This is a genomic window from Ellagibacter sp., assembly GCF_048412355.1.
In the GTDB taxonomy this organism is placed as follows: Bacteria; Actinomycetota; Coriobacteriia; order Coriobacteriales; family Eggerthellaceae; genus Ellagibacter.
The window spans coordinates 1-18,066 of sequence record NZ_DBFSAP010000044.1; the positions used below are offsets into that span (position 1 = coordinate 1).

The window sequence follows — 18,066 nt, forward strand, 5'->3', positions numbered from 1 at the left end:
ACTCAACCGAACGCCCCGATTTGCCGCAGACCGGGCCATATCGACCTGGGAAAACACAGGACGGGCGCTCACGCGCCCGTCCTGCTAACTGCGAAAACTCTATTTATGCCGCAAGTGTCCGGCTAGAGATGAAAATCAACCAGCGGCGGCTGGCTGCCGCCCATGATGGTTTGTCTCTAGCATTGCCTCAACGATGAGATCTGACGAATCGCAAACTTGAAAACTATCCCGCCCGCTGGTGATTAGGCGCAGTCGAAGATTTGCCATACGTTTCGCACATAGCGGCAACGATTGAGGAAGAACATACCAAGCATCTATTTCAGTGAGCGCCTTTGGTGCCTTGTAGAGGTCAAAATGGCAGCATCGTTATCAGTCGGGGCTATTTTGAGTTGCGAAGGGATGACTAAACCGCCAGTGCCTGGTAGCTCTCGCCCCATGCCCACATGGCATCCATGATGGGGCGCAGGGATTCGCCGATGCCGGTCAGCGAATACTCCACGCGCGGAGGCACCTCCGGGTAGACGCGCCGCACGACAAGTCCGTCAGATTCCATCTCGCGCAGGTTGGAGGTCAACACCTTTTGGGACACATCCCCTATTGAGCGTTGGAGCTCCTTGAAGCGCATCGACCCGTTGAGCAACAAATCGCGCATGATGAGCAGCTTCCACTTGCTGCCGACGAGCTGGACGCACGTCTGCACGGGGCACGCGGGAAGTTCGGATCGCCGTGGCGGCTCGATTGCCTGGTATTCGGTGAACACTTCTGAAACTTTATCTTTCATAACTTTCCCAGTTCAGAGTCAATAGTTACTTTAGAGTACCTACAGCACTTCAAAGTGCCTACTTCCATATCAACACCGTTGATTCTAGTATCGAATGCGTCAAAAGGCAACCGCGCTAAAGGCGGCGCACGACGAAAGGATATGGAAGATGTCGAAGATCGAGAAGGCAAAGGAACTCATCAACACGTTCGCAACAGGTGATGCGGATAAGGCCGCGAGCCTGCTGGCCGAGAGCTACATCCAGCACAACCTCGCATACGGGACGGGCCGCGATGCATTTGTGGAGTCGGTCGAATACCTGGCGGGCGCTCCCGTGAAGACGACCGTCGAGACCGTCCGCGCGTTCGAGGACGGCGACAAGGTGTTCATGCACAACCTCTACAACTTCGCGGGCGCGGGCGACCAGGTGGCCTTCGACATCTTCCGCTTCGACGCTGAAGGGCAGATCGCCGAGCATTGGGACAACCTCGCCGATGTCGCCGCCCCGAACCCCTCCGGCCACACCCAGACCGACGGCCCCGCCGAGGCGACAAGCAAGGACAAGACCGAGGCGAACCGCGCGCTCGTCGAGGCGTTCCTCATTGACGTCATGCAGGGCAAGCACCCCGAGAAGACGCCCGAGTACTTCGACGGCGACGCCTACATCCAGCACAACACCGCCATCGCAGATGGACTCTCGGGGCTGGGGGCCGCACTCGACGCAATGGCCGCGCAGGGCATCCAGATGATCTACGACACGACGCACATGGTGCTAGCCGAGGGCGACTTCGTGCTGGGTGTGAGCGAGGGCACCTTCGGCGGCGCGCACACAGCCTACTACGACCTGTGGCGCGTGGAGGACGGCAAGATCGCCGAGCACTGGGACGTCATGACCACCATCCCCGAAGCATCCGAGTGGGCAAACGACAACGGCAAGTTCTAAGATAGGCTGAAAGATGGAGGTCAGCGGCGCTGCCCATGGGTGGTGCCGCCGCATTTGAAGGAGACGCGTCGGATGGCAGACGAGAGGTGCGAGGCGTATGGCCTTGCGGCGAGCGCGCAGATACCTGTCGCTACATACGAAGAGATAGACGCGGGGTACTGCCTGCGCTTTATGCGGCAGGTGCGCGACTGCTCGTTCGCCACGGTCGATGAGCGCGGCCTGCCGTCGGTGCGCGTGATCGACGTCATGCACGCGGGCGATGGCCGCCTCTACTTCCTCGCCCCTCGCGGAAAGGCGTTCTACGCGGAGGTCGTGCGCACGGGGCACATCGCCATCGTAGCGCAGACGACCGACTTCCGAACATGCCGCCTGAAGGGTGCGGTCGTGCACCCGACAGACGCCGCCGAGCAGAGGCGGCTCGTGGACTGGATGTTCGAGCTGAACCCGGGAATGGACGAGCTCTACCCGGGAGACACCCGCTACGCGTGCGAGGTGTTCTACATCGAGCGCGGCGAGGGCGACTACTTCGATTTGGGGCAGAAGCCGTTGCTCCGCAAGGCGTTCGCAATCGGCGAGCCCTTGGATGCATCGCAGCTCGGGGGCTTCGGGATTGACGAGGCGACCTGCACGGGCTGCGGTGCGTGCGCGGGCGTCTGCCCGCAGAATTGCATAGCGCGCACAGACCGCGGCACGTACGCCATAGTGCAGAGCGCGTGCCTGCACTGCGGGCTGTGCTTCGAGGCATGTCCGAGCGGCGCAGTCGAGAAGCTGGGATCGAAGTAGACGATGTCGCATATGGATGATCTTAAGGAAGTGGTGGGCTATCTTGCCGAGGAACGGTTCGGCGAGGGCGAGGCCGCACGCACGTTGTGCTCGATGTGTTTGGCGAAGAGGACGAGAGGATCTACCGTGAACTTCTTTTCTAGTAACATGCTCTCAGGGGGCGGCTATGTTTGCGCGGGACGTGGCGAGGCGCTGGCGCGCGGGCGCGCGGCGAGCATTGAGGAAGCTGCGCAAGCCATTCGCGCCGAGCTCGACTCCTGCGATGCCGTCATCATCGGCGCAGGCGCAGGGCTCTCCACCGCCGCTGGCCTTATCTATTCCGGCAAGCGCTTCGACGACAACTTCGCGGACTTCCGCGACCGCTTCGGCATCACCGACATGTACTCGGGCGGGTTCTTTCCTTTCCCCGACAGAGAGACCTACTGGGCGTGGTGGAGCCGCCACATCCTCGTGAACCGCTACGTGGAGGCGCCGAACGACACCTACAAGCGGCTGCTCGATCTTGTGACGAATAAGGACTACTTCGTCATCACCACGAACGTCGACCACCAATTCCAGAAGGCCGGGTTCGACAAGAAGCGCCTGTTCTACACGCAGGGAGACTACGGCCTCTTCCAGTGCAGCCGCGCATGCACGCAGGAGACCTACGACAACAAGGACGCGGTGCATGCGATGGTCGAGCGCCAGCGCGACATGCGCGTACCGAGCGAGCTTGTCCCCAAATGCCCCAACTGCGGCGCGCTCATGATGACCAACCTTCGCGTTGACAACCGCTTCGTGGAGGACGCAGGCTGGCATGCAGCAGCAGAGCGCTACTCCGAGTTCTGCCGCCGCCACGAGGGCATGCGCGTGCTCTACCTTGAGCTCGGCGTGGGAGGTAACACGCCCGTCATCATCAAGTACCCGTTCTGGAATGCCGTGGGCAAGAGCGAATACGCGACCTACGCCTGCGTGAACATGGGCGAGGCGTGTGCGCCGAAGGTTATAGAGGGCAGAAGCATACTCGTTGACGAGGATATCAACATTACCTTAATGTAGCGCTAAAGCTAAGGAAGCGCTGAGCAAATAGGGTTGCGCCCGCCAAATCCACTTCGCTGTTAGCGTCGGGAGAATTTAGCCAACGGGGGGATGCGGCGATAATCCTGGATCATCTTGCCGCTGTTACGGGTATTTCGTCACTGTACGCGCTCTTTGAGCATCAGCATCTCGTGGTTCTTTTGATGTTCGCAGAAATGACTTGGCGATCTACTTCTAAATTAAACAGAGCGCTCCGGCACCGAATTCGACTATAGTTTTTATTCATCTGCGAAGGATTGCGCTTGAAACATCATTGTTGCCAGCGAGGCTTACAGATAAGCATCCTTTGGACGATTATAAATGCGACAGAATAACGCTTAATGCAGTTACCATGACAGAGACAAAAGACGAAGCTGGAGCCAAGATTGCGGGCGTCATCTATGGGCTGCACCGAGCCGACTGGGAGAAGTGGTCGAGCGACGTCTTGGGCATTCTCGGGATGAGCGCCGTAGGGCTTCCCGAGGAGTTATCCCGCGACGCGAGTAGACATTTGCGGGTGAAGGCCGATATCGCTACAAATGTATGCCTATAGATATGGCATACGAGGGAATGCTAACTCTGTGCATATGTCCCTATTCAGATGTTTGTAGGGAGCAGACAGAGTCCCAGGCTACTCCCTACATCGGAATCAATTAGCTACATGCACTCTTCCAATATCTCGTACACCTGGTTGCGGTCAAGCTGTATGGGACCTGTGGGCACGAGGATGGTGGTATCGGCAACGCGCTTCAGCACATCTGGGGTAATCTCGATGCTCGACCCCAACTCGGAGAGCCTTGACGGAAGGCCGCAGTCGCGGATGTAGCTGGCGAGCGCATCTACCGCCTCCTCTGCCGCCTTCGCATCGTCGTCTGCTCGAACGTCGAACACCACTCTTCCGAGCTTTGCGAACTTTTCCGGTGCGGCCTTCGCGGCCATGCGATAGTAGGCGGGCTGTATGACGGCAAGACCTTGTCCGTGGTTACAGTCTGTGAAGGCGCCGAGCTGGTGCTCGATCATGTGCGCCTGGAAGTCTATGGCGCGACCCGCAGAGAGGAGTCCATTTATTGCCATCGCAGAAGTGAACATCAGGTTCCCACGCGCCTTGATGTCATCGAAGTCGGCCAAGAGGCGTCGGACGTTGTCCACCGTCGCGCGCATGATGGAAAGCGCGATGTAGTCGGTCGGGTTGTTTTCGTCGGACTTTCCGAAATACGTCTCCATCGCGTGTGAGAATGTGTCGTATGCGCCTGAGAACACCTGCATGCGCGGCACGGTGAGCGTGAGCAGCGGGTCGAGGATGGAAAAGACGGGATGCTTGCCGATCATCGTGTCCTTCACGTCCTCGTCATCGTTGGTGATGACGGCGAGAATGTTCTGCTCTGTGCCGGTGCCCGATGCGGTGATGACCGCGCCGACGGGAAGCGAGCTCATCGGGAACTTGCGCTGCTTTCGCTCGTAGTCCCATATGTCCTCGTCGAGCATCGCCTGAACCGCAGCTATCTTGCAGCAGTCCACGACAGAGCCGCCGCCCAAGGCCAGTATGAAGTCAACCCCTTCGGCCTTTGCAAGCGCCGCACCCTCCTGCACCTTTGCGTAAGTCGGGTTCGGGCTTATCCCGGAAAAATCGACCACGCGCTTGCCGCTTGCCTCGAGCATGCGGCGCGCAGCGTCATAGGCGCCGCTTTCCTTGGCCGACTTGCCTCCGTATGCCAGCATCACGGTGTTCCCGGCTATGGCAAGTTCCTTCGGAAGCGCCTTCTCGAACGCCCCCTCTCCGAAATGCATCCTGCCCGGGAACGTCAGATCGAATGTCTGCATGCCTTTCTCCTTCCAACTTTGTTTGACAGCCGTTGTTGCAAGCTATCGTTACTTACTAGTGCCTATCATTTCCAAGAAACCGTCGGCACGCGCCTCAAGCTCTGTCACTATCCCGCGCCCGGCATTCCAAGGTACGAACATCGCGTATCCCATCATGTCGTTCATATGTACCTCGGCGGCAAGCCGTGCATCCACATGCTTGCCGATATTGCCCTCAGCCTGTGCGCGCTCGATGCAGAATGTCAGCACGTCCACGAGCGAGTATCCAATGTCCATCCCGCGTTTTGAAAGCGCCAGCTGGGAGAACAGATGCGATACGAACTCCTCGCCCTTCTTCTTGTAGTAGTTCGCCTGCCAGGCGACCACATCGCGGAACGCTTCGATGCCGGATGCGTCATCGAGCGAGGCGTAGTAGGTGCGCAGTTCGTCGCTTTCGTTGCAGACGTACTGCACCAGCACGTCGTCTTTCGTCTTGAAGTGGTGGAAGAAGGCCCCGTTGGACACCTCAGCCTCCTCGCAGATTCGCTCCACCGTGGCCGCGTCGTAGCCATCGCGGTTGATGATCCTCACCGCCGCTTCGCAGATGCGCTTCTTCGTCGCGTCTCCCTTTGAGCTCATGTCCGTCTTCCTCTCTGGGCTGAATATGTCACATTGACGAATATCATAAAACAGAGTATGCTCTAGTTATAATAGAGTGAACTCTGTTTTGCAACTGCCAAGTTTGAGCATTGCACTTTTCGAGAGGTCTGGAGGGAGAAGGCTATGGAGGCGAGAACGACCACATGCATCTTCTGCGACGGGGGATGCCAGGTCACGGCAGAGATTCATGACGACGGGAAGATGAAAGTGCGTCCGGCTAACCCCGACTTCCCGGCGATATGCCGCAAGGCGAACATGATTGACGAGTACCGGCTTCACCCCGACCGCCTGACGAAGCCTCTGCGGCGCGTGGGCGAGCGCGGAAGCGGGAAATGGGAGGAAGTCTCGTGGGGTGTGGCACTCGACGAGATAGCCGACAAGCTGAAGGTCGTCATCGACGAGTACGGTCCGGAGTCGTTCGCCATGGCGGAGATGCCTCTCAACATAGGGCTCGGAGGCATCGGGCGGCGCTTCATGAACCACCTAGGCGCCGTGAACTACACGGCTCCGGTGCAGCTTTGCATGGGGAACACCGCGCAGGTGCACCGCCTGACCTATGGCTGGATGGCGTTTGCAAACTGGAGCATTGCCGACTGCGTGATCTATTTCGGACAGGACCGCGACGGGGAGCGCTGGCCGGGCGAGTACATCAACCTCAAGCGCGCGCTCGAGCGGGGCGCCGTCCTCATAGAGGTCGACCCGCGCGAGACCGAGACGGCCAAGCTGGCGCAGCATCACCTGCGCATACGCTACGGCACCGATGCCGCGCTCGTTTTGGCGTGGCTGAACGTCATCATCGCAGAAGGGCTCTACGACAAGGAATTCGTGGAGAGCCAGTGCGTCGGCTTCGAAGAGCTTGCCGAGCGTGCATCCGCATGGACGCCCGAGCGTGCATCGGAGGTGTGCGGCATCCCCGCCGAGCAGATTATCGAGACGGCGCGCGTAATCGGCAACGCAAGTGCGCCGGTGATTCCCTGGGGTGTCGTGGGCGACATGCAGGTGAACTCAACGTCGCTTCTCCATGCACAATGCATCCTGCGTGCTGTGACGGGCGCGCTTGGGAAATCGGAGATGGTGTTCGGACCTATGACAGGCTTCATCCCCAATGCCAAGGTGTCCGAATTCGGCGTGCTCACGCCAAGCCAGCGCGAGAAGCAGCTCGGACGCGACACTCGCCCGCTGCTCACGTTCCGCACGTCGGACCTGTACAAAGAGGCGTGCGAGCGCGCCGGCCTCGACTACGAGCCGGACATCATAGGCGAGTCGTGCGCAGCTGACCCCGCCGACATGTGGGCGGCGATGCGCGGAGAAGGTCCTTACCCCGTAAAGGCCTTCTTCTCTGCAGGCAATAACACGGTGATGAGCTATGCGGGGCAGGTTGGCATAGAGGATGCGTTCCTCAACTGCGACCTCGTGGTCACGTTCGAGAACTGGATGACGCCCACGGCGCAGCTTTCCGACTACGTGCTGCCGGGAGACATGTGGGCCGAGCGCGACGTGCTCTCAGGACCCTTCGACGCCGGCCCTGCGCTCAATGTCGGGCGCGCCTTCTTCGAACCTGTTGGCAAGTGCAAGAACTGGTACTGGGTAATGAAGCAGCTGGCCTGCCGCCTGGGGATAGGCGATGCCTTCCCGTGGGAGGACGAGCGCGAGCTTCACGGGTGGCGGCTTGCGCCCTCGGGGCTCACGTTCGAAGAGGCGGCGGAGCGCGTGACGGTGCTGGGAAAGCCTGCGGCGCCAGGCACATGGCTTACGCCGTCGGGCAAGGTAGAGCTCAAGAGCTCGGTGCTCGAGGCGCTCGGCTTCGACCCGCTTCCCGACTACGTCGAGCCGAAAGACCCGGGTGCCGAGGCTGCCGGGCGCGACGAAGGTGGCAGGCCCGTCTATCCTTATGACGTGTTCGCTGGGTACCGCGAGCGCGCGAACTACAACACGAACCTGCGCCAGATCCCGTCACTTCGCAAGTGCGCTCCCGAGCCGCAGTTCTACATCAACCCTGCAGATGCGGAGCTGGAAGGGGTGGCGGAGGGCGAATGGTGCCGCGTGTCCACAGCCTACGGCGAGGTGCAGCTGCAATGCCATATCGATGACGCGCAACCGGCCGGAAGCCTCCGCGTGCCGCACGGCTGGTGGAAACCGGAGGTGCAAGGTGGCCTTGGTGGCGGCTTGTCGGGCGCGAGCCTGTACAACGACGGCATGCTGTTCCCGGATGCGGACTGGATGCTCGATCCGGCGCAAGGGGTTCCGGGTCTTCGCGGCAGCCTGCATGCGAGGGTGGACAAGCTGCATTGGCACAATAGCGGAACGAACTGATATTGGTAACTTTACGAACTTCGAGTAAGGAGGCATAAGCACGAAGGTGAGGCTCACGGTTAATCTGGGTGCTAATGGACAGGTTCTGCTGGCTGGGAAGACCAGTGCAGCAGACATGCCTTCGGAGCTTTCGGGGGCTGCGGTGAGCCATGTCGCTCAGGACGGATGCGCCGTCATGAGGCGCACGTGCTACGAGATGTTCAAGCCTTTGCTGGGAGAGGCCATGAAAACAATCGATGCCGTTGTGCTGACGAGCGGCGGCCCTATCGAAGGCGTGGCGGCCGCAAGACCATGTTGGGCATGAGCGCGTTGGCGTCCACGCCCAGGGCTTCCACGCCGCCCACCTGCGCGAGGTTGGCGGTCAGCTGCGAGGCCAAATTCGACGTGAAGAGCGACCCCACCAACGCCGATCCTACGGTGCCTCCTATCTCGCGGAAGGGGTAGAAGGTTTTTCGGAAGGCTCCATATTCTGCGTGTTTCGCGCGCTGAAGAGGCGGGTCGCGCTTTACTTTTGCCCTTGGGACGCCCTTTCCCCTCCCCTTGTGCTTCTTGCGACTTCGCGGCTCTTGGCGGGAAACGCTTCCCTTCGCTTACAAGCCGTTTGTCGATGCTTCGCAAATGAAATGCTTGCACGGTGCAATGAGCGGTATCATCAGAGAAAAGACGAGTTCCATCAACGAGTTTCATCCGAAAGCAAGCTATGAAGATTACCCCGAACGACGAGCCGTTGCGCTTCGACGGCGACAACAGCTATCCCGATTGCACTTGCTGTGGGCAGTGCTGCGGGCTGAATGTGCTGGCCATCACGCCCGAAGAGCTTGATGCCATGCACGAGTGCATCGAGCGCAAGCGTGTGCGCCCGATCGACCGCAAAGGCGAGCGCTGCCCGTTGCAGTCCCCCGAAGGCGGCTGCATGATCTGGGAGGCGCGCCCGCAGGTATGCCGCCTGTTCAACTGCCATGTCCCGCGTGTCGAAATCCTAAAGCAGAATCCCTCGATCGTCGTTCCCGAGGACATTCCCCTGCTCGATTTGACGGAGGAGTTCGTGCGCGGGCGCTCCGGCTATGAGGCCATAGCCCGCTTGATGCGCGCGGCCGCGAGCTAGCTTTGCGCAGACTCCGCGTTATCGTTTCGGCCTTGGCGATCGGCTGCGCGTCACGCGTATACTGAGAAGGCAAATAAGCGATCGCGTGAAAGGTCTTGTCATGGCAGACGAAAAGCCCGTTGTGGGCATTATCATGGGCAGCAAATCCGACATGCCGGCGATGGAGCCGTGCATGCAGCAGCTCGACGAGTTCGGCATCTCCTACGAGGTGAAGGTGGCAAGCGCTCATCGCAAGCCGCTTGAAGTGCACGAATGGGCGTCCACAGCGCATGAGCGCGGCATCAAGGTGATCATCGCGGCGGCGGGCAAGGCCGCTCATCTCGGCGGAGTCGTTGCAGCTTACACGCCCGACCCCGTCATCGCCGTGCCCATGAAGACGAGCGATCTGGGCGGTCTCGACTCCCTTCTCTCCATGGTGCAGATGCCCTCCGGCGTGCCGGTTGCCTGCGTCGCCATCAACGGCGCAAAGAACGCCGCCATCCTCGCCGTGCAGATGCTCGGCACCAATTGCGATGGCTGCCGCCAGAAAATCATCGACTTCAAGGCGGCCATGGCCGAGGCGTAGCGCTTCACGTCCCGCATGGTGTTCTGTGAAACATAAGTGGGCAAATTGTGCGACCTTATGTTTCCAAATATTCCTATGCGAAAATACTCCGCGGCATTACGTCTCGTGCGGAATCGACGTCTCATGTGCGACTTTGCATCGCCGCTGCCGCACGTTTTCATGTAAAGGGAAGGGTTTCATGAAAGCTTCTACAATCGCTAAGGCCGTTTGCGCGGTGAGCCTGTCCGCCTTGTGCGTGGTCAGCATCACGGCGTGTTCGGGCAATTCCACGTCGGGATCGAAGGGTGTTGGAGGCGTGGCGGCGACCGTCAACGGTGCCGAAATCCAAGAGGAAGAGGTTACGGCCTCCGTCGAAAGCATCCGCTCCCAGATGTCTTTGACCGACGAGGACGCGTGGGGCGAGTGGATGGTCAAATACGACTACACCCCCGAGAAGGTGCGCGAGGAGGTCATCGATTCCCTTGTGACCAAGCAGCTGATCATCCAGGGCGCCGAGGAAAAGGGCGTCACGGTGAGCGATGACGAGGTGCAGTCCTACGTCGACCAGATGAAACAGAACTACGCGAGCGACGACAAGTGGAATGAGGCGCTCCAGGCGGTCGGAATGACCGAGGACGAGTACAAAAGCAACATCAAGACCTCTCTTCTGCAGCAGGGCCTCATGAAGTCCTTCGAGGGCGACGATCCGTCCGACGAGGACGTTCTCTCCTATGCCCAGACTTACGTTTCCAGCTTCGACGGCGCGAAGCGTTCCTCCCATATCCTCTTCGACGCCGACGACACGGAAACGGCGCAGAGCGTGCTCGACCAGATTAACGCCGGAACGCTTGATTTCGCCGAGGCTGCCAAGACCTATTCCAAGGACAGCTCGGGCCAAAACGGCGGTGATGTGGGTTGGGATAAGCTCAACTCGTTTGTGAGCGAATACACCGCAGGCCTCGCCGATCTTTCGAAGGGCCAGGTAAGCGGCCTTGTCACGAGCAGTTACGGCATCCATATCATCAAGTGCACTGACGAGTTCCACGCTCCTGATGAGCTGACGAGTCTCGATCAGCTGCCCTCCGAGTTCGTCGAGCAGTTCAGAAGCTCGCTCAAGTCCTCGAACCAGTCGAAGGCCTACCAGCAGTGGCTCTCTGATGCGAAGGACAACGCCGACATCGAGATCAAGGACATGCCGAGCGGGCTGCCCTACGACCTCGATATGTCGAAGTACCAGAGCGATGACTCCTCCGACAGCTCCTCCACCGATGGGAGCAGCGGCTCCGCCGACAACGAGGTGAGCGCAACTGACGCTTCCTCCACTTCGAGCGATACTGCTTCGGACAGCGGCGATTCCGAGACCAAGAAGGCAGCATAAACCACATGGCTGACAGTCAGTTCGAGGGAGGGCGCGAAGCGGATTCGCGCCCTCCCTTTCTTTGCTTGAACAACGCGATCGTGAAACGGTCGGGCAAGACTATCTTGCATATCGGTTCCTTCGAGCTTGCCGAGGGGGAAAGCATGGCGCTGCTTGGCCCGAACGGTGCCGGCAAGTCTACCTTCATCAAGCTGATCACGCGTGAGATTCTCCCCCTTTATCAGGACGAGCCGCCGGTGCTTTTTCGCGGGAATGCTCGGGCGACGCTCGAGGACGTGAAGAAGAGCCTGGGCATCGTGTCTTCGACGATGCAGGACCAGATCACGGTGCACATGCCCGCTATCGAGGTGGTCGCTGGCGGTCTGTACGGTTCGCTCGGCGTGCCGAAACGGGTGAACGCGAGCGAGGACGACTATGCGCGCTGCCGGAAAACGATGGCGACGCTCGGCGTCGAGTCGATCGCGGACCGCGATGTGATGACGCTATCCACAGGGCAGGCGAGGCGCGTGTTGTTTGCGCGCGCTCTCGTTCACGATCCCGACGTCGTTGTGCTTGATGAGCCGTGCACGGGGCTCGATCCGCAGGGGATGCACTATGTGCGCCGCTCCATGCGTGCGATTGCGCAGTCTGGGCGCGCAATCCTGCTGGTCACCCACTATGCCGAGGACATCATTCCCGAAATCGAGCGGCTGCTTTTGATCAAGGATGGATCGGTGCACGCGGACGGGTCGAAAGAGGAGCTCCTGTGCGATGAGGCCATGTCTTCGCTGTTCGATGTTCCGATGAGCGTTGCCGAGGTGACGCCTGGCCATTACTCGCTGACAAGCGAGTACTAAACGCAAACGCTCTGGTAGAGTGTGCGTTTTCGTTTGGAGTCGCCGCAACGGGCGGGTTTGCGAGTTTTTGAAAAATATCCTTGTGGACAGACAGGGTCTTATGTATAATACTTAGCTGCTGCAATTGGCAAAACGGAGAGATGTCCGAGCTGGCCGAAGGAGCACGATTGGAAATCGTGTATGCCCCAAAAGGGTATCTGGGGTTCGAATCCCCATCTCTCCGCCAGAAAAAGTAACGCGCTTCGGCGCGTTTTACATATCGGGGGCACAAGCCCCGCACCCCATGCGGAGGGGTGGCAGAGTGGTTGAATGCGGCGGTCTCGAAAACCGTTTTGCCCGCAACCCGGGTAACGAGGGTTCGAATCCCTCCTCCTCCGCCACGAACTGACAAGCCCTCGCAATCGCGGGGGCTTTTTCTGTGCTCCTCTCCCCAAAGCGAATACGGTGGACTACACTGTGACAATCGATTATCGAAAGCAAAGGAGCGACCTTATGGCCGATCGCACTGTTGAAAACTCATCTGAGGAAGTCCCCGAGATTCCGGAGATGCTCGAAAACGTGCTCCTGTTCGCGCTCGACGAGGCGAAGGAGAAGATGGAGAAGGGCGCTGAGCTCGTTCCGTTCACGACGCTCGTCGTTAAGGAGAACCTGTTCATCGAATCGCATCCGGGCGATTCCTCCGAGGAATGCTACAACCTCGCGCAGCATACGGTGGAAGGCGCACGCGGCGCAGACGCGTATGCGTTCTGCTATGACGGCTACGTCGAGACCGACGATGGCACGAAAGACGTTATCATCGCGGAAGGCGGCGTGCCGGGCGCGGAGGACGGCTATGCGGTTGGCTACCTTTATACCGTCGATGATGAGGGCGGCTACACCTTCGAGGAAGAGGCTGCCTATATCGGTGAGGCTCCGAACTTTATGGCGAAGCTCAAGAGCGGGGTCGACTACGGTGAGGACGAGATCGACGAGAAGTATCTGACGGAAGTCGACGAGGATCCTTCGACGGGAATCGACGCCGACGGAGAATAAATCCTCCTCTTAGATTGAATTTCTGCGAGAGCCTCGTGCAAATGCACGGGGCTTTCGTTTTCGTTTTGGGAGAACTCGCATCGAAATTCGGGAAGGAATCGGGAAGGATTCTGCCAGGTTTACATGCTAGGATGCCCCCAAAACGAGCTTGGCGGCTCGAGAAGATGTGTGGATCAGGTGATGGGAGACAGCTTTGGTCTACCCGAAGCGGGAAGCCTACGTTAATATAGTCAGGCTATATCCTGCTCTGGGTGAATGCCTTCACCAGACCCAGAGCCGTAAAGTCCAAAGGAGGTGAGCTGATGAAGGCTTACGAACTGCTGTTTTTTGTCGCCCCGACCATTTCCGACGAAGATCGCGTTGCCGTCATGAAGCGAATCGAGACCACGATCGCTGAGGGCGCAGGCAAGGTTGACAACGTCGACGAGTGGGGCAAGCGCAAACTTGCTTATGAGATCAATGGTCTGACCGACGGTGATTACACTCTCGTCAATTTCCACGCTGATCCTCAGAACGTTGCCGAGCTCGATCGCGTTCTGCGCATCAACGATGCTGTGGTCCGCCACATGATCGTGAAGCGCGAAGACCGCGACTAACTGGAGCTTAATGGGCGCTTTTGGCGTCCGGCACATGGGAAGAGGCAAGAATTATGAGCATCAACAGAGTTATCATCAGCGGTAATTTGACTCGCGACCCTGAGCTTCGCAGCACTGCGGGCGGCACTTCCGTTCTCGGTTTCGGCGTGGCGGTCAACGACCGTCGCAAGAACCAGCAGACCGGCGAGTGGGAGGACTACCCCAACTTCATCGATTGCACCATGTTCGGCGCTCGCGCCGATGCCTTGAACAAGTACTTGTCCAAGGGTACGAAGGTCACGATCGAGGGTAAGCTGCGCTGGAGCCAGTGGGAACGCGACGGGCAGAAGCGCTCCAAGATCGAAGTGATTGTGGACGAGCTTGAGTTCATGTCGAGCCGCAACAGTGATGCACAGTATTCTTCCGGTCAAAGCTATGGGCAACAAGGCGGCTATCAGCCTGCACCTCAGGCGAGCTACCAATCTGCTCCGCAGGCGAGCTACCAGCCCCAGTCGGCACCGACGATCGATGCCTCTTCTTCCGTCTACGATGAAGACATCCCGTTCTAAGGAAGAGTAAGTTGAAGAAAACGTCAGATTACGCGAAGCAGCCGCGTCGCAAGTTCTGCCAGTTCTGCAAGGACGATGTTGAGTACATCGACTACAAGGACACGCAGATGCTGCGCAAGTATGTGACCGACCGCGGAAAGATCAAGCCGCGCCGCGTGACGGGTGCCTGCACCCAGCATCAGCGCGACATCGCGAACGCCGTGAAGCGCGCTCGCGAAATGGCTTTGATGCCCTACGCGGTTCCCGCCGTGAGCGGCCGTGGCGACCGCCGCAACCGCTAGGCGAAGGAGGTACCATGAAAGTCATTCTGCTTAAAGAACTGAAAGGCAGGGGCGGCGAAGGCGACGTTATCGAAGTTGCCAATGGTTACGCCAACAATTACCTGCTGACCCAGGGCTACGCCATCAAGGCGACCAAGGGCAACCTCAAGCAGCTCGAGCAGCGCAAGCACAACATCGCCAAGCGCGAGGAGACTCGCCTTGCCGACGCTGAGGCCATGCGCGCCAAGCTCGATGGTGCAACTGTCAAGGTTCTTGCCAACGTTGGCGAAGAGGGCCAGCTGTTCGGCTCCGTCACCTCTTCGATCGTCGCCGACGCAATCAAGGAGAACCTTGGCGTCGAGGTCGACCGTCGTCGTGTCGAGCTTGGCAACCCGATCAAGGTTGCCGGTGAGCATGCCGTCGCTATTTCCATCTATCGTGACATCAAGGCCACCGTTACCGTGAACGTCGTGAGCGACAAGGCTGTCGAGGCTCTGGAAGAGGAAGAGGCTGTCGAGGCTCCCGCCGAGGAAGCAGCTGCTCCCGCTGAAGAGACCGAGGCTGCTGCCGAATAGCGCATCGCACATTGCGAACACGCTTATTTCGAGACCCCTTGCCCGTTTGGGCGAGGGGTTTCTTGGTGTTTGGGGTACCTCTCGCCGAGAGTGCTCACAGTGGGGTAAGATACAACGGTTAAACGAATTCTCAACGACTCTCGTCAACGCACCCAGAAGGAAGCCATCGCATATGCCCGACAACCGCTCCAACACCCCGCGCAACTCAGATTTTGCGCCGCAGTCAACGCCGCAGAACAGGCCATTGCCCCAGAACATCGAAGCGGAGCAATCCGTTCTGGCAGCATGCATGCTCGACGCCGAGGCTGTCGAGGAACTGGTGCTGAAGCTGAAGCCCGAGAACTTCTTCCGTCCTGCCCATCGCATCATCTTCGAGGCGATATGCGACCTGAACATCCGCCGCATCCCCATCGACCAGATTTCGCTTGCCGACACGCTCAATGCGTCGGGGCAGCTCGAGGCGGTCGGCGGCAAGGCGTACCTCGTCGACCTTGCGGACAACACGTTCGCGCTCACCAACTGGCAAAACCATGCCGACATCGTGAAGCGCACGGCCATCCTGCGCGAGCTCATATTTGCGTCTGCGCAGATCAACGCGCTTGCCTATGACGCCCCCGACGACCTGAACGAGGTTGTGGAGACCGCCGAGAAAACACTCTTCAACGTCACGGAGAAGCGCGTGTCCTCGACGTTCGCGCGCGTTGACACCCTGCTCACCGAGGCGTTCGAGGAAATCACGAAGCTCGCGGAGCAGAAAAGCCACATGGCGGGTGTTCCGACGGGCTTCAAGGACGCAGACGACCTGTTCCACGGCTTGCGTGCGGGCGACCTGGTCATCCTTGCCGCAAGGCCCGGCGTCGGCAAGACGTCGTTCGCACTGAACCTCGCCGTGAACGCGGCGAAGGCGGGGACGTCGGTCGCCTTCTTCTCCTTGGAAATGTCCGCGAGCCAGCTTATGCAGCGTATCCTGTGTGCCGAGGCGCGCGTGAGCCTCTCGAAGATTCGCGGCGGATTCATCGCCGAAGGGGATTGGGGCGCCATCGCCGATGCATCGAACGCGCTCTCGAAGCTCGATATGTACATCGACGACTCGCCGGGCCTGTCCATTCTGGAAGCTCGCGCGAAGGCACGCCGCGAATTGCGCCATGCACAGGGAAACGGGCTCATCATCGTTGACTACCTGCAGCTTATGCAGCCCCCGCAAACGCGCCGCGACGGCAACCGCGCCGTTGAGGTTGGCGAGATTTCCCGTGGCCTTAAGATCCTCGCGAAGGAGATGGGCATGCCCGTTATCGCACTCTCGCAGCTCTCCCGTGCCGTCGAGATGCGAGGAAAGAAGCGTCCCATGCTTTCCGACCTGCGCGAATCGGGCTCCATCGAGCAGGACGCCGACATCGTCATGTTTATCGACCGAAGCATGAACGAGGAAGAGGGCGAAAGCGACGACCGTCCCGATTGGGGCACGGCGGAGCTGATCGTTGCCAAGCACCGCAACGGCCCGACGCGTGACATCCCGCTCGCCTTCAACGCCGAGTACACGCGCTTCATGGACCTCATCGACGACTCGCGCGTCGGCGGATACGCATAAGGGGCGGCTTCCGATGGCGGAGCGCCTGACATTCATCCATGCTGCCGATCTTCATATCGGGGCGCCTTTTCGCGGCCTTCGGGCCCTTTCCGAGCGTTGGGCGAGCCGTCTCGTCGAGGCGATTCCCGAAGCGTACGAACGCGTGATTTCCGCCGCCATCGACAATCGCGTCGACTTCGTTGTGATTGCCGGCGACATTTTCGATACGGCGCGACCGTCCTATGCCGACTACCTCACATTTTTCGACGGCCTCTCACGCCTCGACGCCGAGGGCATTCCGGTGTACATGTGCACCGGAAACCACGACCCCTATACCACCTGGCAGCGCGACCTGTTCAACCTGCCGGGCAACGTGACCATGTTCTCCGCCGACAAGCCGAGCTTTGCGCTTTACCATCGGGACGGCAAGCCCGTGTGCGTGCTCGGCGGGCGCGGCTACTACAACCAGACATGGCCCGCGGATGCCTGCATCGCCGAGGGCGTCACGCGCGCTGCCGCGAACGAGGCCCTTGGGAAAGACGCCGCCTTGGCACCTTTCGGCGTCGGCGTGATCCATACCGGGCTCGATCTCGATCCGGACAAGGCACCCGTGTCGCCCGCGAAGCTTTTGTGCGCGGGGTTCGACTACTGGGCGCTCGGACACGTTCACAAGCGCCTGCTCTACACCGACGAGAATCCGCGCCTCGCGTTTTCCGGCTGTATCCAGGGGCGCGACATCAAGGAGACGGGGCCGCGCGGTGTGAACCTGGTCACGCTCGAGGAGGGGCGCCGCAACGTGGTCGAGTTCATCCCCACCGCAAGCGTCGTTTGGCAGCGCATGAAGGTGGACATCTCGGAGTGCGTCACGGTTCCCGATGTATCCGACCTGGTCACGCGCGAGCTTTTCCGCGTGAACGGCAAGACGCACTGCGGGGAGATGTGCACGCGCATCGTGCTTTGCGGCACGACGCCCCTGCATGAGGTTCTCAAGCGCCCCGGGCTGGTCGACGACCTGCGCAACCAGATCAACGATTCCCACCCAGAGTTCTTCTGCGACGCGCTCATCGACAAGACACGCCGGCCCTTCGATCGCGAAGCGGCGCGCCGCGAGGGGATGTTCCCTGCGGTGTTCCTCGGCGTGGCCGAGTCGATGCGCGAAGACGAGGCAGGCGAGGCGGCGTTTCTCCAGGACGAGTTCCTGAAGAGCAACGTCGCGCTGCCGAGCGCCCTCGTGCAGAGTATCCCGACGCTTGCTGAGGAGGCGCAAGACCTGGTCATCGACCTTTTGTGCGGAGGTGACGACCAATGAG

The 18,066-nt window shown here is 59.9% G+C and carries 21 protein-coding genes and 2 tRNA genes; 20 read left to right on the forward strand and 3 right to left on the reverse strand.

Annotated elements, in window-relative coordinates; translation table 11 throughout:
* The coding region (locus ACMRQN_RS06015; protein ID WP_418734225.1) for a hypothetical protein at positions 1-197 on the forward strand (197 nt) is incomplete at its 5' end.
* Positions 198-403: 206 nt separating this feature from the next.
* On the opposite strand, the gene ACMRQN_RS06020 is transcribed toward ACMRQN_RS06015, so the two are convergent.
* Positions 404-781 (reverse strand): winged helix-turn-helix transcriptional regulator, encoded by a 378-nt coding sequence (locus ACMRQN_RS06020; protein ID WP_418734226.1) that lies wholly within the window; start codon positions 779-781, stop codon positions 404-406.
* Between the two features lie 148 nt (positions 782-929).
* On the opposite strand from ACMRQN_RS06020, the gene ACMRQN_RS06025 reads away from it, so the two are divergent.
* The 4 genes from ACMRQN_RS06025 (at position 930) to ACMRQN_RS06040 (ending at position 4,095) form a co-directional block, all read left to right on the forward strand.
* On the forward strand, positions 930-1,703 hold the full coding sequence (locus ACMRQN_RS06025) for a nuclear transport factor 2 family protein (protein WP_418734227.1): 774 nt from the start codon (positions 930-932) through the stop codon (positions 1,701-1,703).
* Positions 1,704-1,775: 72 nt separating this feature from the next.
* Complete coding sequence (locus ACMRQN_RS06030) at positions 1,776-2,486, forward strand: ATP-binding protein (RefSeq protein ID WP_418734228.1); 711 nt, start codon at positions 1,776-1,778, stop codon at positions 2,484-2,486.
* A gap of 12 nt (positions 2,487-2,498) precedes the next feature.
* On the forward strand, positions 2,499-3,524 hold the full coding sequence (locus ACMRQN_RS06035; RefSeq protein ID WP_418734229.1) for an SIR2 family NAD-dependent protein deacylase: 1,026 nt from the start codon (positions 2,499-2,501) through the stop codon (positions 3,522-3,524).
* Between the two features lie 370 nt (positions 3,525-3,894).
* Entirely contained in the window at positions 3,895-4,095 is a 201-nt protein-coding gene (locus ACMRQN_RS06040; protein WP_418734230.1) for a hypothetical protein, read from the forward strand.
* Positions 4,096-4,199: 104 nt separating this feature from the next.
* On the opposite strand, the gene ACMRQN_RS06045 is transcribed toward ACMRQN_RS06040, so the two are convergent.
* Positions 4,200-5,363, reverse strand: a complete 1,164-nt coding sequence (locus ACMRQN_RS06045) for an iron-containing alcohol dehydrogenase (protein WP_418734231.1) — start codon at positions 5,361-5,363, stop codon at positions 4,200-4,202.
* A 48-nt stretch (positions 5,364-5,411) separates the two neighbouring features.
* Positions 5,412-5,981, reverse strand: a complete 570-nt coding sequence (locus tag ACMRQN_RS06050; protein WP_418734232.1) for a TetR/AcrR family transcriptional regulator — start codon at positions 5,979-5,981, stop codon at positions 5,412-5,414.
* A gap of 144 nt (positions 5,982-6,125) precedes the next feature.
* On the opposite strand from ACMRQN_RS06050, the gene ACMRQN_RS06055 reads away from it, so the two are divergent.
* The 15 genes from ACMRQN_RS06055 to ACMRQN_RS06125 all read left to right on the forward strand — a co-directional run bounded on the left by ACMRQN_RS06055 (position 6,126) and on the right by ACMRQN_RS06125 (position 18,065).
* Positions 6,126-8,315 carry a molybdopterin-containing oxidoreductase family protein gene (locus ACMRQN_RS06055; protein WP_418734233.1) on the forward strand — a complete coding sequence of 730 codons (2,190 nt, stop codon included), beginning with the start codon at positions 6,126-6,128 and terminating at the stop codon, positions 8,313-8,315.
* Positions 8,316-8,361: 46 nt separating this feature from the next.
* Positions 8,362-8,619, forward strand: coding sequence for a hypothetical protein (locus ACMRQN_RS06060; protein WP_418734234.1), 258 nt, complete (start codon positions 8,362-8,364; stop codon positions 8,617-8,619).
* A gap of 396 nt (positions 8,620-9,015) precedes the next feature.
* On the forward strand, positions 9,016-9,420 hold the full coding sequence (locus tag ACMRQN_RS06065) for a YkgJ family cysteine cluster protein (RefSeq protein WP_418734235.1): 405 nt from the start codon (positions 9,016-9,018) through the stop codon (positions 9,418-9,420).
* Between the two features lie 100 nt (positions 9,421-9,520).
* Positions 9,521-9,985: a 5-(carboxyamino)imidazole ribonucleotide mutase gene (purE, locus tag ACMRQN_RS06070; RefSeq protein ID WP_158049118.1), complete on the forward strand. Its 465-nt coding sequence runs from the start codon at positions 9,521-9,523 to the stop codon at positions 9,983-9,985.
* Between the two features lie 178 nt (positions 9,986-10,163).
* Positions 10,164-11,342 carry a SurA N-terminal domain-containing protein gene (locus ACMRQN_RS06075; RefSeq protein ID WP_418734236.1) on the forward strand — a complete coding sequence of 393 codons (1,179 nt, stop codon included), beginning with the start codon at positions 10,164-10,166 and terminating at the stop codon, positions 11,340-11,342.
* Positions 11,343-11,347: 5 nt separating this feature from the next.
* Entirely contained in the window at positions 11,348-12,178 is an 831-nt protein-coding gene (locus ACMRQN_RS06080; RefSeq protein ID WP_418734237.1) for an ABC transporter ATP-binding protein, read from the forward strand.
* A 134-nt stretch (positions 12,179-12,312) separates the two neighbouring features.
* Positions 12,313-12,404 (forward strand) — tRNA-Ser (locus ACMRQN_RS06085).
* Between the two features lie 61 nt (positions 12,405-12,465).
* Positions 12,466-12,558 (forward strand) — tRNA-Ser (locus tag ACMRQN_RS06090).
* A 112-nt stretch (positions 12,559-12,670) separates the two neighbouring features.
* A complete protein-coding gene (locus ACMRQN_RS06095) occupies positions 12,671-13,210 on the forward strand; it encodes a hypothetical protein (RefSeq protein WP_418734238.1) in 540 nt (179 codons plus the stop codon).
* Positions 13,211-13,512: 302 nt separating this feature from the next.
* Positions 13,513-13,806 carry a 30S ribosomal protein S6 gene (gene rpsF / locus ACMRQN_RS06100; RefSeq protein WP_158049122.1) on the forward strand — a complete coding sequence of 98 codons (294 nt, stop codon included), beginning with the start codon at positions 13,513-13,515 and terminating at the stop codon, positions 13,804-13,806.
* A 53-nt stretch (positions 13,807-13,859) separates the two neighbouring features.
* Positions 13,860-14,354, forward strand: coding sequence for a single-stranded DNA-binding protein (locus ACMRQN_RS06105; protein WP_418734239.1), 495 nt, complete (start codon positions 13,860-13,862; stop codon positions 14,352-14,354).
* An 11-nt stretch (positions 14,355-14,365) separates the two neighbouring features.
* The gene (gene rpsR, locus ACMRQN_RS06110; RefSeq protein WP_158049124.1) at positions 14,366-14,635 is read left to right on the forward strand and encodes a 30S ribosomal protein S18; all 270 of its coding nucleotides are present in this window, start codon (positions 14,366-14,368) and stop codon (positions 14,633-14,635) included.
* Between the two features lie 14 nt (positions 14,636-14,649).
* Complete coding sequence (gene rplI / locus ACMRQN_RS06115) at positions 14,650-15,189, forward strand: 50S ribosomal protein L9 (RefSeq protein ID WP_418734240.1); 540 nt, start codon at positions 14,650-14,652, stop codon at positions 15,187-15,189.
* A gap of 172 nt (positions 15,190-15,361) precedes the next feature.
* Complete coding sequence (gene dnaB, locus ACMRQN_RS06120; RefSeq protein WP_158049126.1) at positions 15,362-16,777, forward strand: replicative DNA helicase; 1,416 nt, start codon at positions 15,362-15,364, stop codon at positions 16,775-16,777.
* 13 nt (positions 16,778-16,790) lie between these two features.
* Positions 16,791-18,065, forward strand: a complete 1,275-nt coding sequence (locus ACMRQN_RS06125) for a metallophosphoesterase family protein (protein WP_418734241.1) — start codon at positions 16,791-16,793, stop codon at positions 18,063-18,065.
* Position 18,066: the final 1 nt, after the last annotated feature.

What these genes read in the sequence shown, in the direction of transcription:
- ACMRQN_RS06020 (WP_418734226.1), bottom strand. Translation starts at nt 781, where the DNA reads ATGAAAGATAAAGTTTCAGAAGTGTTCACCGAATACCAGGCAATCGAG.
- ACMRQN_RS06025 (WP_418734227.1), top strand. Translation starts at nt 930, where the DNA reads ATGTCGAAGATCGAGAAGGCAAAGGAACTCATCAACACGTTCGCAACA.
- ACMRQN_RS06030 (WP_418734228.1), top strand. Translation starts at nt 1,776, where the DNA reads ATGGCAGACGAGAGGTGCGAGGCGTATGGCCTTGCGGCGAGCGCGCAG.
- ACMRQN_RS06035 (WP_418734229.1), top strand. Translation starts at nt 2,499, where the DNA reads ATGGATGATCTTAAGGAAGTGGTGGGCTATCTTGCCGAGGAACGGTTC.
- ACMRQN_RS06040 (WP_418734230.1), top strand. Translation starts at nt 3,895, where the DNA reads ATGACAGAGACAAAAGACGAAGCTGGAGCCAAGATTGCGGGCGTCATC.
- ACMRQN_RS06045 (WP_418734231.1), bottom strand. Translation starts at nt 5,363, where the DNA reads ATGCAGACATTCGATCTGACGTTCCCGGGCAGGATGCATTTCGGAGAG.
- ACMRQN_RS06050 (WP_418734232.1), bottom strand. Translation starts at nt 5,981, where the DNA reads ATGAGCTCAAAGGGAGACGCGACGAAGAAGCGCATCTGCGAAGCGGCG.
- ACMRQN_RS06055 (WP_418734233.1), top strand. Translation starts at nt 6,126, where the DNA reads ATGGAGGCGAGAACGACCACATGCATCTTCTGCGACGGGGGATGCCAG.
- ACMRQN_RS06065 (WP_418734235.1), top strand. Translation starts at nt 9,016, where the DNA reads ATGAAGATTACCCCGAACGACGAGCCGTTGCGCTTCGACGGCGACAAC.
- purE (WP_158049118.1), top strand. Translation starts at nt 9,521, where the DNA reads ATGGCAGACGAAAAGCCCGTTGTGGGCATTATCATGGGCAGCAAATCC.
- ACMRQN_RS06075 (WP_418734236.1), top strand. Translation starts at nt 10,164, where the DNA reads ATGAAAGCTTCTACAATCGCTAAGGCCGTTTGCGCGGTGAGCCTGTCC.
- ACMRQN_RS06080 (WP_418734237.1), top strand. Translation starts at nt 11,348, where the DNA reads ATGGCTGACAGTCAGTTCGAGGGAGGGCGCGAAGCGGATTCGCGCCCT.
- ACMRQN_RS06095 (WP_418734238.1), top strand. Translation starts at nt 12,671, where the DNA reads ATGGCCGATCGCACTGTTGAAAACTCATCTGAGGAAGTCCCCGAGATT.
- rpsF (WP_158049122.1), top strand. Translation starts at nt 13,513, where the DNA reads ATGAAGGCTTACGAACTGCTGTTTTTTGTCGCCCCGACCATTTCCGAC.
- ACMRQN_RS06105 (WP_418734239.1), top strand. Translation starts at nt 13,860, where the DNA reads ATGAGCATCAACAGAGTTATCATCAGCGGTAATTTGACTCGCGACCCT.
- rplI (WP_418734240.1), top strand. Translation starts at nt 14,650, where the DNA reads ATGAAAGTCATTCTGCTTAAAGAACTGAAAGGCAGGGGCGGCGAAGGC.
- dnaB (WP_158049126.1), top strand. Translation starts at nt 15,362, where the DNA reads ATGCCCGACAACCGCTCCAACACCCCGCGCAACTCAGATTTTGCGCCG.
- ACMRQN_RS06125 (WP_418734241.1), top strand. Translation starts at nt 16,791, where the DNA reads ATGGCGGAGCGCCTGACATTCATCCATGCTGCCGATCTTCATATCGGG.